This is a genomic window from bacterium, from assembly GCA_016702305.1.
GTDB lineage: Bacteria > Electryoneota > RPQS01 > RPQS01 > RPQS01 > JABWCQ01.
Genome location: JADJEH010000009.1, coordinates 198660 through 214181 on the forward strand (window position 1 = coordinate 198660; position 15522 = coordinate 214181).

At 57.2% G+C, this 15522-nt stretch carries 10 protein-coding genes; 1 reads left to right on the forward strand and 9 read right to left on the reverse strand.

The window, feature by feature from the left end:
• Positions 1–32: 32 nt before the first annotated feature.
• Complete coding sequence (locus IPH10_09660) at positions 33–641, reverse strand: T9SS type A sorting domain-containing protein (GenBank protein MBK6911178.1); 609 nt, start codon at positions 639–641, stop codon at positions 33–35.
• Positions 642–983: 342 nt separating this feature from the next.
• Between IPH10_09660 and IPH10_09665 the strand changes: the two genes are divergently transcribed.
• A complete protein-coding gene (locus tag IPH10_09665; protein ID MBK6911179.1) occupies positions 984–3584 on the forward strand; it encodes a SpoIIE family protein phosphatase in 2601 nt (866 codons plus the stop codon).
• An 84-nt stretch (positions 3585–3668) separates the two neighbouring features.
• Here the strand turns inward: IPH10_09665 and IPH10_09670 are convergent, their stop codons facing one another.
• From IPH10_09670 to IPH10_09705, 8 genes are all read right to left on the reverse strand, one after another.
• Entirely contained in the window at positions 3669–5348 is a 1680-nt protein-coding gene (locus tag IPH10_09670; GenBank protein MBK6911180.1) for a DUF3365 domain-containing protein, read from the reverse strand.
• Between the two features lie 469 nt (positions 5349–5817).
• Positions 5818–7731: a hypothetical protein gene (locus IPH10_09675; protein MBK6911181.1), complete on the reverse strand. Its 1914-nt coding sequence runs from the start codon at positions 7729–7731 to the stop codon at positions 5818–5820.
• A 126-nt stretch (positions 7732–7857) separates the two neighbouring features.
• Complete coding sequence (locus IPH10_09680) at positions 7858–9537, reverse strand: DUF3365 domain-containing protein (GenBank protein ID MBK6911182.1); 1680 nt, start codon at positions 9535–9537, stop codon at positions 7858–7860.
• A gap of 372 nt (positions 9538–9909) precedes the next feature.
• The gene (locus IPH10_09685) at positions 9910–11595 is read right to left on the reverse strand and encodes a DUF3365 domain-containing protein (protein MBK6911183.1); all 1686 of its coding nucleotides are present in this window, start codon (positions 11593–11595) and stop codon (positions 9910–9912) included.
• 209 nt (positions 11596–11804) lie between these two features.
• The gene (locus tag IPH10_09690; GenBank protein ID MBK6911184.1) at positions 11805–12290 is read right to left on the reverse strand and encodes a purine-binding chemotaxis protein CheW; all 486 of its coding nucleotides are present in this window, start codon (positions 12288–12290) and stop codon (positions 11805–11807) included.
• 294 nt (positions 12291–12584) lie between these two features.
• On the reverse strand, positions 12585–13373 hold the full coding sequence (locus IPH10_09695) for an acyltransferase (GenBank protein ID MBK6911185.1): 789 nt from the start codon (positions 13371–13373) through the stop codon (positions 12585–12587).
• Positions 13374–13426: 53 nt separating this feature from the next.
• Positions 13427–13981, reverse strand: a complete 555-nt coding sequence (locus IPH10_09700) for a hypothetical protein (GenBank protein ID MBK6911186.1) — start codon at positions 13979–13981, stop codon at positions 13427–13429.
• 19 nt (positions 13982–14000) lie between these two features.
• A complete protein-coding gene (locus IPH10_09705) occupies positions 14001–15509 on the reverse strand; it encodes a hypothetical protein (protein MBK6911187.1) in 1509 nt (502 codons plus the stop codon).
• Positions 15510–15522 lie beyond the last annotated feature (13 nt).

Consider the following 15522-nt stretch of genomic DNA (forward strand, 5'->3'; position numbering starts at 1 on the left):
CCTTGTTCCTCAGGTTGGAAACGATCTGACCACTATTTCAAAAGAACCATCTTTTTCTGGTCTACAAACGAGCCGGCGGACAATTGATAGAAATACACCCCTGAAGGGAGATCACGGCCATCGAACAGGACGCTGTAGCGGCCGCGCGTGAGGTTGCCGTTGAGCGGCGTGGCAACCTGCTGACCGAGCACGTCGAAGACGACCAACTCAGCCGGGCCATCTTCGGCGATTTCCACTTCGATGGTCGTTTCGGGATTGAAGGGGTTGGGGAAATTCTGGTGGAGTTTGAATTCGCGGACGACGGCGGCATCAAAGGCGGGCGTGGCCTGTACGATGCCCCACTCTTCGCGGGTACCATCCGCGTGAACAGCGATGAGTGCGTATGCGTAACTATGGTCGTTTTGAACTTCTTGATCCAGCCACTCGTAGTGGCGCTGCGCGGGAGTGACCGGAACGCGGGCGGCCGCGCGGCCATTGCGCACGATGTCAAAGCGGACGATTGTTTGCGGGTCCGTGAGCTCCCAGCGCACGAGCACCTGGCGCGACTGACCGACGGCCGTGAGCGAGGACAACGGCATGGCGGACAAAGTGGCCGCGGATAAGATCAGGGTCAGTAACACAGCAGTAAACGAACTTTTCATCGTAATCTCCTCTGAAAATTGGGCCTACCCCACCCCTGTGTAGGTACCATGAAGATAACAGCGGCGCAGGAGATTTCCAATCCTAATGATGCAGGATTGCACAAATTAAGTTGAGAATTCGTTGATGTTTAGGTGTACTAAGTATAGTGCGGTTGGCGACGCGATTGGGCACAAAAAGCGACGGCTCGCCTGAAAGGGAAGGCGAGCCGTCATGCGATTGCAGATCCCCGGGACCCACAATCAGCTTATGTATAGAAGTTCTCACAAGCTAAGAGAATCCTCTCGAAAAGCAAGGGTTGGGATTTGATTATCGGGGTCGGTTTAGCTAATTTGTAGATGTCCATGGAACCGTTACCGAATACCTCCTCTCCCGCACCGGAAGCCTCAGGGTCCGGCGTAAGCCGCAGCACCGAACTGCTCCGGGCCTTTGCCGGTTTGGTAGGTCTGCTGCTTGTCGTGCTGCTGACGGCTTCGGTTTGGCAGGAGCAATCGGGATTAATCCGTGTTCGCTTTGCGGGGACGCTGCAAGGCGACAGCGAGTGGGCTGTGCGGCCGAATGGCGACTCAGTGCGGGTCTTGACCCGACTCGTCGCGACGGACTTCCTGCCGGATCCGCTGCCTGCCGTGGGCGACACTTTGATTGCCATTTCAGGCGAGACGTTGACACCAGCGCTGTACCGGGCGTTGTTTGTCGAGAGGATCTTGCCTTCGGATACGACGATAGCCTTGACGTATCGCGGTGCGCGAGGCACGGTCGAGACGATGGGCCACTTCCGGCCCGATCCGGCTCCGACGTTTTTTATGACGGTAGTGATCGACGCTTTGCGATTCCTGATCGCCTTTGCGTTTTTGGGCGTGGGATTATGGGCGTTTTTCGCGCAGCCCAATTCGCAGCAGGTGCGGGTGTTCGCGTGGTTCTGCTTCGCGATGGTAGCCATCATGCTGACGACGGTGAATGTGGTTGATCCGCGGTTTGCGACCTTCCAGATTCCCTTCCGTGATACTGTGGAAGCGATACTGGGCGGATTGGCGATTGGCTCCGCGACGTTCTGGGCGCATCTGCAACTGCTGTTTCCGAAACCGTTAGAGGTGTGCGCCCGGTACGGCCGCTGGTTGATCACTTTGATCTATACACCGTGGGTTGGATTTGGCGTTCTGACGGTCTTAAGCTCTTTAAACATCATCGGCGAGACCGACTCGATTGCCGGCGTGTTCGGGCTGGTGCAGGTGGCCCTGCTGTTGATCGGCTTTGTGATCTTGGGCTGGCGCTACCGCAAATCCGTTGACCGAGTGGAGTCGCGCCAATTGCGGTTGGTGCTGTTAGGCACGGGGCTGGGCATCGGCGGTTTTGTCGGACTCATCTTCATCACCAATCTTGCGCAAGACTGGTTGAGGGATGACCCGATGCGGCTGATGCTAATGATCGTGGTAGGCTTCTTGTTCTTGTTGCTGACGCCGATTTCGTTTGCCTACGCTTTTACTCGCTATCGTTTGCTGGAGGTGCAGGGCAAGCTGAAGCGCGGCACGCGGTACGTGATCGCGATTGTGGCGGCGTTTCTGGCGCTGTTTGGCGTCATGTATGCGGTTGGGCAATACACGCTGTTTGGGAGCGGCATCAGTGACAGTCCGTGGGCGATGCTGTTGGTGATGCTGTTCGCGCTGGGGGTCGGGCGGATCTCGAATCGGCTGAGCAAGATTTTGGAGCAGCAGTTTTTCCCGGAGCGCAAGCAGCTTCGGGAGCGGTTGGAAGGCGCAATTGAGCGGACGGCGTCCATCGGGGACAGCGGGAGTTTTTGGGACGACTTAGGGACACGGCTGCAGCAGAGTTTGCGCATTCAGACGGTGCAGCCGGTTTTGGCGGGTGAAAACGGCGGGCAGTTCTTGTTGCCTTCGCGTGAACATACTCCGTTTGTACTGAACAGCGATTTCATGGCCCGCCTTTCGCGCGAGCGGCGGCCAATTCTTGTGGATGAGTTGGTGGCGAGCGGTCGTTCGGTGTTGTCTGACGACGAGCACCGTTGGCTGTCGGGGAACAACGTGGCGCTCGTGCTGCCGCTGATCACGCAGCAACGGATGTCGGGCTTTTTGGCGTTGGGGTTCAAGAATGAAGAGGAAGACTACGCTCCGGAGGAGCTGACGCTGCTGGGCAACTGGGCGCCGCAGTTGGCGATGGCGAGCGAGAACATGCGGCTGATCGAAGAGAACGTCGAGAAGCGGCGACTCGAGGAGCAGATGCAGATGGCGCGGCGGATTCAAGAGGGATTTTTGCCGCGCGAGCTGCCGATGACGATCGGGCTTGAGGTGGCAACGCACAGCCGGTTCTCATTGGAAGTCGCGGGTGATTATTTCGACGTGCTGACTCTGCCGGACGGTGAGACGGTCACGGCGATAGCTGACGTGTCGGGCAAGGGCGCGGGCGCTGCGTTGTTGATGGCGAATTTGCAGGCGTCGCTGCGGACGGCGGTGGAGGCCGGCATTCCGTTAACGCGGGCGGTGGCTCAGGTGAACAATCTGATATTTAGAAATACGCCTCCGGAGCAGTACATCACGTTTGTGGTCGTGTCGTTTGATCCGCGCACTTCGCAACTGCGTTACGTCAACGCCGGGCACAATCCTCCACTGCTGGTTCGGAAGGACGGTGCGGTGGAGGAACTTCCGGCCACGGGTCTCATCATCGGTGCTCTGCCGAATATGATCTATGAAGAGTGTTCGACGCCGTTTCTGCCGGGCGATCTTCTGGTGATGTATACCGATGGCATCAGCGAGGCGATGAACGACGCTGAGGAAGAATACGGCGAAGCGCGACTCACAGGGTTAGCGCGGCAGTTGCGCGATCAATCTCCCGCGCGGATTGTGGCGGCGATGGAAGATGACGTTGAGCGCTTCTGCGGACGGATACCGATGGAAGACGACTCGACGATGGTCGTCGTAAAGCGGATGTAGAGCATTAAAAAGGGATTCTAACACGGTGCGGGCAGCCTTCTGGCTGCCCGCACTTTTTTTCAAACTGCTGACGCAGTTTGAGTATCAGAAACCGGACATATCCTCGTCATTTAACGGGAAACGGGGATTCACATAATTGGACCGTTGATCTGCCGCAGCCGGTTTGGCACCGACGCGGCGCCGGGGTTTGCGCGCATCGTCCTTGCACACACTGGTTGATTTCGTGGAACTACCTTTGCCATTGACGATGTCGCAGAGTTCGGCGACGACAGTTTCCATGGACAATGACTGCCCGTGGAGTTGTTCGGCTGCCGCTGCGCCCTGTTCCGCCGCTGCGGCACTGCTTTGGGTTATCTTGTCCATGTTGGACACGGCCCCATTGACTTGGGAAACGCCTTCGGCTTGTGTATGCGACGCGCCAGCGATTTCGCGGATAATATTCTGGACGCGTTCGACGGAAACATTGACGCCGCTTAGTGAGGAGGTTACGTCGGCTACGGCGGATCCGCCCTCGTTGACACGGCTAACCGTTTCGTCAATGAGTTCATTGGTTTCCTTGGCCGCTTCGGCAGAGCGCATGGCCAAGTGCCGCACCTCTTCGGCGACGACGGCGAAGCCTTTTCCCGCTTCACCGGCGCGCGCGGCTTCGACAGCTGCATTCAGTGCGAGCAAATTGGTTTGAAAGGCGATCTCGTCGATGGTCTTTACGATTTTCGATGTTCGTGCGGATGCGTCCTGAATGTTGTTCATGGTTGCAGCCATTCGATCCGTGCTTGCGGACACGGCGTGCACGGCATTGGCCGTGTTGTCCATCACCTCCGCCGCTTCTTCAGAATGATCGGCATTGAGTTTGGTTTTGGCGGAAATTATCTCAAGATTTGCGCTAACTTCTTCAATCGATCCGGCTTGGATGCTGGCGCTCTGGGCCAATGACTGACTCGAGCTCGAGACTTCGCCCGCCGCTTCGGCGAGCTGGTGCGAGCTATCATTGAGCGCGTTCATGATTCTGGTTATCGGCACGTTTAGCGCGTAATGCACGAAGAAGAACAGTCCAGCACCAAGGGCGATCAACCCGGCGAGGATTATTCCGGCGGCCTTCCATAGCGCTTCTGCTGTGGCTTTGTCTGCCGGGTCGAGTGATTGAATGACTTCAAAAGCGCCGTGAACTTCGCCGGATTTCCAATTTTCCATTTGGCCTCCGGCCGGATCCAGTCCGCGGTTGTTGCCCCAGTATTCCTGGGACAACGCCGGATCTCCATGGCACAGCAAGCATGTTTGAGATAAGACAATGGGGCGGAAGAAGCGCACGGCGTTGCGGTCTTCGTCGACGACGAAGTATTCGCTGACTTTGCCCGATTCAAGTTGCTGCAGGGCTTGGGACTCGACGGGGTCAGGTGCGTTATCAGGATTTCGAGGCTGATTTTTCGGCACGCGGAATTCGTAACCAGCTTCAGCTGCTTTTCGCATGGCCGCTTTCCAGGCTGTTACAACGGGTACGGAGGCGAGCACTTTGTCCATCTCCCCGGCCTCGTACCATTCGCGCAGTTGCTCCTTGGTGAAGACCCCCTGCGCCCAATACTCTTCCATGCCTTGTCGCGTGGATTCAGTGGCCAGGCAGATGGAGCGAGCATTGTTGACCAGAGACTTAACGGCAACATTGCGCTGACTGTTCGCGTAGGCAAGTAGGAGGACGATCAGGAGCGCGCTTGTCAGGACGACTCCGATGGCCACGACCTTCTTTTGCAACGAAAGCTTGGCTAGCATTTTCTGACTCTCCTTAGAAAGAATGAAATACAGGACTCAGCTTCCGCCCAAGCCGTGGAGTCATTTGTGCCCTGTAAGTAGTAAAACGATAGACTAAGAGAATGCAAGGCGAGTGCCAGAATCGTCAACTTATTCATAATTTATTTTTAATAAAATCAAGTATATACAATAAATTTCGCAAGTAAGAGTATCGCAGTTTTGAATAGAATTCTACTCAATTAAACACTGCAGATATCGCGGTGCAACTCCTTGGCGGAATTTCCTGCGTCACTGCGGTGTCGGCTCTAATGGATGCGTGCATTGGCGGCGAATCCAACGTTTGAATCGCGCACGATTGGGCTACGAGACCGTTCGATAGGCAACACGGCGTCGAACCCGGCAAAACTTGGTAGGACCGAACGATAAACGGGCAGCCAATATGAGGCTGCCCGTTTCAGACTTCAACTTGTTCTTGAGTGATTCGCGTCGCTCAGGCCTGGTTCCCGTTGACGATCTCCATAAGGATTTCGATGTTCTCCGACATTGTTGCTGCCTGCTGACTCAGCTCGGCGGAAGCGGATGCGGATTCTTCGGCTGCAGCTGCGTTCTGTTGGGTGACGCGGTCCATTTGTGCGACGGCCTGATTAATCTGTTCGACGCCTTGTGACTGTTCGTTTGTAGCGGCGGAGATTTCTTCGACAATTGCAGCGGCTTTGTGGGCCGACCCAGCGACTTCCACGAGGCTGCTTTGCAGGGTCTCGACGACGCGCACACCCTGACCGACCGACGCGATGGTACCTTCAATCAACGCGGATGTGCTTTTGGCCGCTTCGGCGGAGCGAGTGGCGAGGTTTCGAACTTCTTCGGCGACGACCGCAAACCCTTTGCCGGCCTCGCCGGCGCGGGCGGCTTCGACGGCGGCATTGAGCGCCAGCAGATTTGTCTGGAAGGCGATTTCATCAATTGTCTTGACGATTTTCGACGTTTGATCAGACGAGTTCTTAATTAGGTTCATGGCGTCGCGCATTTCGTCGGCGGACGATTCAGCGCGGCTTACGGAATTAGACGTCATCTGCATGAGCCCGGACGCAGATTTGGCGTTGTCGGCGTTGTGACGGGTCATGGCCGACATTTCTTCAAGGCTTGAACTAATCTCTTCGATCGCAGAGGCCTGTTGATTTGCGCCGTCAGCGAGGCCTTTGGCAGTTGCACTCAGCTCATTAGATGCGGCCGAGACTTCGTGAGTGGCCTGCGCCATAGTATTCGCGGAGTTGCGAATCGGCGCGGCGAAGCGTCGGCCCACGAATGCAGCAAAGAGCACACTGGCCGCCACAAGCGCGAGCGTGGCCCACATCATGGCGGATCGCGCCCCGAGTGTTTTCTCGAGCGCGTCTTCCTTTTCCATGCGAACAAGCACGGACCAGTTCATGCCGGGATATCCGAGGGCGCCTTGCAAATGCGTGTATCCGGCGATCTGTTCGATTTTCTTACGGGCATGCATGGATATCATATGGCCGGACTTTCCGGCGACGGCATTTTGGGCGCTGTTGACGCCTGCCGCGACGAGATTCAGTTTGAATAGGACATTGCCATAGTCGCGCATGATTTCGTTCTTGCCGCCGCGAATGGAAGGGTCGTGGTCTACGATAACGGTACCGTCGGCGTCAAGCAACGTGATTTCGGCGCGTTCGATGCCGGAGGCATGCAGTTTGGCGTAGGTGCCGAGGATCATTTCTTCGACGAGCGAGAAATTGGCGCTATTGTGCCATACACCGATTAGTTTTCCGGATTCGTCGTAGACGGGAGCGGCGAAGCCGACGGTCAGTCCGTCCTCGCCGGGATAGGCGCGCTGGACGATTTCGGAGCGATAGACATCTTCAATATAGGTACCGGTCGCGATCTTGTTTTCGGGCGCGGAGAACGGCATCGAGCTGGTGAAGTTTCCGTTTACGCAGGCTTGAAACCAGTCGGTTTGGGCAAAGTTTTCGTTATAGAGGAAGTCGGTATTGACAGGCGACCCCGAGGCATCGGCGTTACTCGCGGCGATGACGCGGCCCTGTGTGTCGCAGAGTATCATGAGCGAATAGATGACGTAAGTTCGCACGTAGTCGTTCATGGCCGAGGCAATCGAGCTGCCGCTGGGCTGATACCATTGGTCTTTGCGATCGGTAATGACTCGATTCAAGCCGAAGGCCTGGACATCGCCGTATCGTTCGAAGAGGTTGCGGTCGATTTTGTCAGCGAGGCTGACCGCTTCATACTCGGCGATGCGGCTGGCTTCGTTGACGGCCTCGTCAAGAGCTGAATTGCCAATTACGCCGAAAACCATCATGGGGATGATGCTGAAGGCGAGGCAAAGCAGAATGACTTTGGTTGTGAGTGATAGGTTACGCAAGGCGGGCATAGATGCAAAAGCTCCGAAGTAGTGGGAGTATCATAGGTTTCAGTCTAAGCATCAAGAAGCAGGCGGTCGGGCGACGGACCGCGAACAAGGTAATAAGCTTGTTCGCGGCCCGCAACCGATCGCGGATTAGAATCCGTTCATATCGTCATCGAAGGGAATACTCGACTCAGCGATGGCTCTGTTGGAGGGCTTGTGGCTGGTCGCGGGCATGGTGAATTTATGCTTAGGTGCGCTATGTCCGCCGCGCTTGCCGCGTGTCGGCGCTGGCGAAGTACTGGCACCCTGAACCAGGTTGTTCAGTTGTCCGACCACGTCCTGCATGGACATGGATTGGCTATGCAGTTCTTCGGAGGCGGCGGCGCTTTCTTCGGCGGCAGCGGCGTTGCTCTGGGTGATCTTGTCCATTTGGGAAATGGCCTGATTCACCTGCGAGATGCCCTGTGCCTGTTCGCCCGATGCCGCGGCAATTTCGCGCACGATCTGCTGGACCTTGCCCACGGATTCATTGACATTGCCGAGTGACGACGCGACCATATGCACCGCTTCACCGCCTTCATGGACCCGCGACAACGTCTCTTCGATAAGCTGATTGGTTTCCTTGGCAGCCTCGGCCGAACGCATCGCGAGGTTGCGGACTTCTTCGGCGACGACGGCAAAGCCCTTCCCGGCCTCACCGGCGCGGGCGGCTTCGACGGCGGCGTTCAAGGCGAGCAAGTTGGTTTGGAACGCGATTTCGTCGATGGTCTTGACGATCTTGGACGTGCGCGCCGACGCGTCTTGGATATTGCTCATGGTTTCGGCCATGCGCTCGGAGCTGCGCGAGACAGCACCGACGGAACTGGCGGTAGTTTCCATGAGACTGGCGGCGGTCTGCGAGTTGTCAGCATTCTGTTTGGTCATGGCCGACATCTGTTCGAGACTTGCGCTTATTTCTTCGATAGAAGAGGCCTGCGAACTGGCTCCCTGAGACAAACCCTGGCTAGCCGACGAGACTTCGCTGGCCGCAGACGAGAGCTGATCAGCACCGCTGGCCAGGCTGTCTACGATTTGGGAAACGGGCTTGTTGACCGCTGACTGGACAAAGAAGTACAGCGCAGTGGCCATCGCGGCCATACCAGCGAGGATGATCCAGATGGCATTCCAGAGGGCAGCCATGGTGGCTTTGTTGGCGGCATCCAGTGGCTGGATGATCTCGAAGGCTCCGTGCATCTCTCCGACCTGCCAATTTTCCATGCGGGCACCGGTGGGATCGAGGCCATTGGGGTTCCCCCACAAAGCCATGGATTGACCGGGATCGCCGTGGCAGATCATACAGTTCTTCGAGAGGCGAATCGGCTGGAAATAGCGAATCGCATTCATCTCCTCATCGTGAACGAAGTACTCTTTGTCACCGGACGATTCAAGCTGTTTCAGCGCTTCGGCTTCGATGGCGTCTGGTTGATTCTCGGGATTGCGAGGCTGGAATTTCGGAGTACGGAAGGTGAAGCCGCCTTTTTCGGCGCTGGCTTTGCCGGTCTGCCAAGCGGTATAGACAGGCACCGTGTGGAGGACGCGGTCCAGGTCGTGCTTGTCGGCATAGCCGCGCACCTGTTCGACGGTATAGACGCCCATGTCCCAGGCCTCTTCCATCTGGCTGCGGACGTCACCGACGGCCGAGACCACCGCCCGCGCTTTTTCAATGTTGGTGTTTTCGGCGTTCTCATGTTCGTGGACTTTGTAAAGTCCGAGCAGCACGGCCAGAAGGCCGGCGGGTAAGAGAATACCAATGCCAATGATTTTGGTGCGTAACGGCAGATTTGCAAACATTCAAGTTCTCCTTCAGCTCTGTTAAGACTGAGCTATTACCACCGACGTGGTGTTGTATTGAAAAAGTTACGAAAGTGCGTTGTGGTGTATACAGCAGTGGCTCTGTGAGCAAAAGAGGTGCCTGAGTCACAACCCAGCAAACAAGACTTGAGATGTTTTGGTCTTTCAACAGTTAGGAAATATAGTTACTATGAGTGGTGGTCGGATTGCGCAAAGTGAGCGCTATTTCGCGGCTGTGGGATTGCAAATTGAATGTTCAATCTCGCCGGCAACGGTGACAGGCCTCACAAATTTGCCGGGTTAGCAATCTTGATGGAAATGACAAAAGCCACCGAACGGTGGCTTTTGTAGGATTGGGTGTGCGAACGGGTATCAGAAGTTCGTCATGTCGTCGTCAAACGGAATCTCACTGGCGTGTTGTGGTTTGGCCGAGTTACGGGGTCTGGAGAGGTTGGACAAGACAGTCGAGCGCGGCCTTGCGGCGAAGACCGGCGCGTCGGGCGTGGTCTCGTGCCCTCCGTGCCCATCTCCGTGCACCAGCGTGACCAGATTGCCGATCGTGCCGGAGAGCGAGGCGGCTTGTCCGGAGAGCTGCTCGGCAGCGGCAGCACCCTGTTCGGCGGCAGCGGCGTTGCCCTGCGTCACCTTGTCCATTTGACTGATCGAGGAGTTGACCTGATCAATTCCCTGCGCCTGTTCGCCGGAAGCCGCCGCAATTTCTTCGACGAGCGCGGAGACTTTGGAGGCGGCGGTGGTCACCTGGCCTAACGCGGACTTAAGGTTGTCCACGACTTGCACCCCGCCGTCCACGCGGGTGAGTGTGTCTTCAATCAGAGAGCTGGTGTTTTTGGCGGCTTCGGCGGAGCGCATGGCGAGATTTCGGACTTCTTCCGCAACGACGGCGAAGCCCTTCCCTGCTTCGCCGGCCCGGGCCGCTTCGACGGCGGCATTCAATGCGAGTAGATTCGTTTGGAACGCGATCTCGTCAATCGTCTTGATGATTTTGGATGTTTGATCGCTGGCATTCTTGATCGAGTCCATGGCGGCTTCCATGTCACGCGCACTTTTGTCGGCGGCTTGGACGGTGCGGTTGGTCTCGGACATGAGTCCTGTGGCGGCCCGGGAGTTGTCGGCATTCTGGCGCGTCATGGACGACATCTCTTCGAGGCTCGAACTGATTTCTTCGATGGAAGACGCCTGTTCGCTGGCGCCTTGGGCAAGACTTTGGCTGGTGCTGGCGACTTGACCGGCGGCACTGGCGACTTGATCGGAGCCGGAGAGCAGGGCCGTGACGATTCGGCCGATGGGCTTGTTGACGCCGAAGTGAATGGCCATCCAGAGCAGTACGCCGCAGATCAAAAGGCCAAGGAGCGTGATGGTCGCGCCAGTGCGCAACGCGGAGGCCAAAGCGGCGTCGGCCTTGTCGAGCGACTGTACGACTTCAAACGCGCCGTGAACCTCACCGACCTTCCAGTTTTCCATGCGGGCGCCGGTGGGATCAAGCCCTTGGTTGTTGCCCCAATACTGCGCAGACATGGCGGGATCGCCGTGGCAATACATGCAGGTATTGGTGAGCTTGATGGGCCGGAAATAGCGAACCGCGTTCTTTTCTTCGTCAACGATATAGTGTTCAGCGACGGCACCGGATTCGAGAATGCGGAGTGCTTCGGCCTCGACGGCGTCGGGCTGATTCTTGGGATTGCGGGGCTGGTTCTTGGGGACTCGGAATTCGTATCCGGCTTCGGCAGCTTTGCGCATGGCGGTATTCCATGCGGTCACGACCGGGACTGCGGCGACGACTTTATCGAGTTGACCTTGTTTGGCCCAATCGTGCAGCTGTTCGATGGTAAAGACTCCGTCGGCCCAGTAATCCTCCATGCCCTGGCGGGTAGATTCGGTTGCCAGACAGATAGAGCGCGCCTTTTCGACGATCGCTTCCACGGAGTTTTTGTGCTGCTGCGCCGAATAGGCGAAGAAGAGAATGACCATCAACAGGGTTGGCAGTGCAACCCCGGCGGTGATGATCTTGGTGCGAAGAGACCACTTGCTGAAAGACATGGCGAATCCCGTCCGTTGGGGTACAAAATTGTACACGGCAAGCGAAGGCGGGTCGTGTTTCCCGCAGACGAGATCGCATCAGGCGAGCGCCGGGGCGAATTCCCCGGCGTGATCGAAAGGTAACCTCCGCACGGCCTCTGTCGGGGCCGGATGGAAAGGGATTTCCGCGGAGTGCCCGTATTGCGCGACGGGCGGCGCGAATTCAGATTTTAGGCTTCGACTTCGGCCAACTGGGCGGAGACGCCGTCGGCTTGCAGCGAGAGAATGCGGTCAATGTTGAGCAGAATATTGACGCGTCCCTTGGCCTTGCCCATCCCGAGGATGAAGCTGTTATCCACGGACTCGTTGATGGTCGGCGCATCTTCGATGTCATTGCCTGCAATGTCGAGGACTTCGGAGACCTTGTCCACCTGCAAACCCATCAGATTGCCGCTGACATCCACGACGATAATGCAGGTTTCCGCGGTTGTTTCCGTGGACTGCATATCAAATTTCAGGCGGAGATCAATGACGGGAATGACTTTGCCGCGCAGGTTGATGACGCCGCGCACGTGTGCAGGCATGCGCGGGACCTGCGTGATGTCCATGATGCCGATGATTTCGCGCACCTTGAGGATTTCGATTCCGTAGGCTTCGTTGGCCAATTCAAAAGTCAGATATTTCCCGGCGCGTTCGTCGGTTTGGATCGTGCTCATGTGAACACCTTTGTTGAGAGTTGCTCTTAGCGAACTACTTAATGTCTGCCAAGATAAGCAAAGGTAATGCCCGGTGAAAAAGCTCAGGTGCAGGTTGAAGGATTTTTGGACGGCGTTTGAGGTTTGGCGGCAGGGAGAGTTGTTTCTTTTTGGAATTCAGAGATTTATACGCGTGCGGCGGTGACGGCATGACGGCGAAGCAGGGCAGGTCATCCGGCGCACAGTAGTTCATCTCAGCACAAAACCCGGACAAAGTGTCCGGGTTTTGGGTGAAGGTTGCCAAGGCGCAACGCGCTACATCGTATAGAATTCCGTACGGCGCGTGGTGAAGGTGTCGTTATACGAGTTGATGGTCTTGTCGTCAGCGCGCTTGGGATCAATTTCCACGGTCATGACATCGGTTGAGGCAATCGCGCCGCTGGCGAGCAGTTCGCCTTGGGTACCGACAATGACGCTGCGTCCGGTGAAGGAAACTTTGCGACCGTCGCGCTCTTCGATTCCGATGCGATTGGATGTGGCGGCGAAGACATTATTTTCAAAGCAGCGGGTGACCATGGCCGCCTGGCAATAGGGCAGAACGAGATTCGACGGATGAGCGACGATTTGCGCGCCCCGCAAAGCGAGCGTGCGGGTCACTTCCGGAAAGCGCCAATCAAAGCAGATCATGACGCCGACGCGAGCGCAACCAATGTCGTAGACGTTGAAGGGGATGTCACCGGGATCAAAACGTTCGACCTCTTTATCGTAGAGGTGGACTTTGCGGTACTTTCCGACGATGCCCTTGGGGCCCATGAAGACGGACGAGTTGTAGACTTTGCGATCCACACGTTCGACCATGCCCATGACGGCGAAGCAATTGCGGTCGCGGCAGATCTGCGAGAGCCACTTGGTCGTTGGTCCAGAGGGCGCCTCTTCAGCGAGCTGCATACTTTCTTCGCGTCCGCGAAATTCGTAGCCGGTCAGGGCGAGTTCGGGCATGACCCAGAGGTCAGCTTGCCGGTCGCCGAGTAGTTTTTCGATTTGCTTTTGATTGCCGGAGATGTCTCCGAAGACGGGGTCAGTTTGTACGATGCCAAGAATCATGAGCCGCTGTGCAGGATAGAATGTGAAGTGGTCGGTGTAATAAGTCGGCGGGTTTAGCCGCGCGCCTGTTCAGAGATTTTCGCGATGTACTTTACGATTTCGCCGGGTTTTGTGAGGCCCCACGGTTGACTTCCGACATCGTGGAGGGCTACGCCCTGGTAGCTGCCGGCGGAGTTGCTGACATTTTCGGCGCGCAGGACGTAGATTTCGCCGGGCTTGAGGGTGACGGGGTTGCTGATGCCGCCGGCATAGATTGGCGATTTACGCACAAGGGCATGCGCGGTGACGGTGTATTGTCCGGGCGGTACGTTGAGTACGGTGACGGAATGCGTTGCTTCCAGCGGGATCCGCGGGAGGGCATCGGTGTTGTCCGCGCCTTCCAGCGTGACCATGGCCAGCCAATCGCCTTTGGCGGTGGGCTCCGGGAAAGCGACCAGTACGGCGGCGTAGCCCGCTTGGAGAAGCGCGCCTTGGCGGTCAAGCGGGGCCGGTGGCGTCGTCGGCTTGGTCTGTTCGGTCGTGGCCGCCGACTTATCGGAGGGTTTGGAACAGGCGAATCCGAGTAGACAAAAGGAGCAGGCGAGAGTCAGGCGGAGCAATCGAGTCATGGGGGATCTGTGTTAGGAATTAGTAGTCGTAGGCCTGCGGATAGTACCAGCCGCCGAAGCGGGGCTGGCTGGTCCGGGGCAGGTAGTCGGGAGTCCAGTTCCATCGTGAGCCGCCTGCGAGCGCGTAGCTGAAGCCCAGCGAGATGCCGATGTCGCGCGTTATCGTGCGGAAGGTCGGGTCGGCCGGAATATACAGCCGGTAGTTGTCCTGGTACTCCTGAGATTGCGTAGCGCTAACATGAAACGACAGGCGGTTTTCGACGAAATACTCGACATTCACTTCATGCCCGAAGTACCACAGGCTGCCGTGGTCTACGTTACGGTCGAGCGGGTCGCGCACCATGCGCACATGATCGAACATGTATGACACGGCCATGCGATCAAAGATTGCCCATTCGGCCTCGATCTCATTGGCCCAGAAGAATCCGGCGCCGGGCTTCTGGATCCGCCGCGAGAGGTTCGACGAGAGCGTGAGTTGCCAGCGGAGCGAGAGCGGCAGGTTGGCTTCAAACTCGGGGCCGATCCAGAACTGGTCGGAGTGCTGGATATTTTTGCGGGACTCAAATTTCAAGGTGTCCGTGGTTGCGGACGTATCGGAAATCTCCGTCCTGAAGGATCGTTCGGTGTAGCGGTAGATATTGCGGCTATGTCTTCCGATAGCCATAAAAGAGAGCCGGATGCCGCTGAACCGTGGTCCGACCGCGGTCACATACTCTTCGGCCACGCGATACATGGCGTAGGCGTCGAGCGGACCCGTGAGGGCCGGGTCGGCTTGCAGAATCTCTTCGATATCGCGCCAGAAATAGCGGTCAGGGCGTTCGAAATTCGCGAAGTAGTCAGGCCGGGTGTAGAACAGGTCGGCAAGTTTGCGGCGGCTGTCGGCGGTTAGTTCGCCGGTAATGCGGCCGAGTTCGCGCAGGCGTTCTTCGAGAATGTAGGCCTGATAGAGGCCGGTTGCATCGCGGACGCGGCCCCAGCCAATGCCCGTCTCGCCTGACGCGTAATAGCTGTAATAGTCGGTCTGTCGGTCCCAGACGCCGGTGCTGGTTGCGTCCACGGAGTCTGTGCGATAGTCGCTGTGGGACCAATCGGTATCGGTTCCGGCGCCTCCAGAGGCACTCCACTCGATACCCAACGGCAATCGGGTCGGGAACAAGATACCGGCAGAGTAGAGCCGATATTCCGGTGACAGATGCCGTTCGACGTAGTCTCCAGTGGTATGATGACTCTCACGATTTTCCCGGGAATCCTGGGAATCCCGAAAACCGTAGACGTCCGCATCCGCGGAAAATTTCAGCGAGAGATTCTCGCTATCCCTGAGCCAATCGGCTCCGAGCCTGCCGTAGAGCCAGCCGGAACCGTACGCGGTGCGAGCTTGGTCATCGGTATGGGACTCGCCGCGGAGCGATACGCTGGTCTCAGCGCCGACGGCAAAGATGCGATGCGTTGGGATGCGATAATCGCGAAGTTCGTAGGCCGACAGCGTGGCACCGCCGCCGAGGAGTAGGATCAAAATAATGGCGAACATGTCCAGACCTCTT

Coding starts and splice junctions, on each gene's coding strand:
- IPH10_09660 (MBK6911178.1), bottom strand. CDS start 641: ATGAAAAGTTCGTTTACTGCTGTGTTACTGACCCTGATCTTATCCGCG.
- IPH10_09665 (MBK6911179.1), top strand. CDS start 984: ATGGAACCGTTACCGAATACCTCCTCTCCCGCACCGGAAGCCTCAGGG.
- IPH10_09670 (MBK6911180.1), bottom strand. CDS start 5,348: ATGCTAGCCAAGCTTTCGTTGCAAAAGAAGGTCGTGGCCATCGGAGTC.
- IPH10_09675 (MBK6911181.1), bottom strand. CDS start 7,731: ATGCCCGCCTTGCGTAACCTATCACTCACAACCAAAGTCATTCTGCTT.
- IPH10_09680 (MBK6911182.1), bottom strand. CDS start 9,537: ATGTTTGCAAATCTGCCGTTACGCACCAAAATCATTGGCATTGGTATT.
- IPH10_09685 (MBK6911183.1), bottom strand. CDS start 11,595: ATGTCTTTCAGCAAGTGGTCTCTTCGCACCAAGATCATCACCGCCGGG.
- IPH10_09690 (MBK6911184.1), bottom strand. CDS start 12,290: ATGAGCACGATCCAAACCGACGAACGCGCCGGGAAATATCTGACTTTT.
- IPH10_09695 (MBK6911185.1), bottom strand. CDS start 13,373: ATGATTCTTGGCATCGTACAAACTGACCCCGTCTTCGGAGACATCTCC.
- IPH10_09700 (MBK6911186.1), bottom strand. CDS start 13,981: ATGACTCGATTGCTCCGCCTGACTCTCGCCTGCTCCTTTTGTCTACTC.
- IPH10_09705 (MBK6911187.1), bottom strand. CDS start 15,509: ATGTTCGCCATTATTTTGATCCTACTCCTCGGCGGCGGTGCCACGCTG.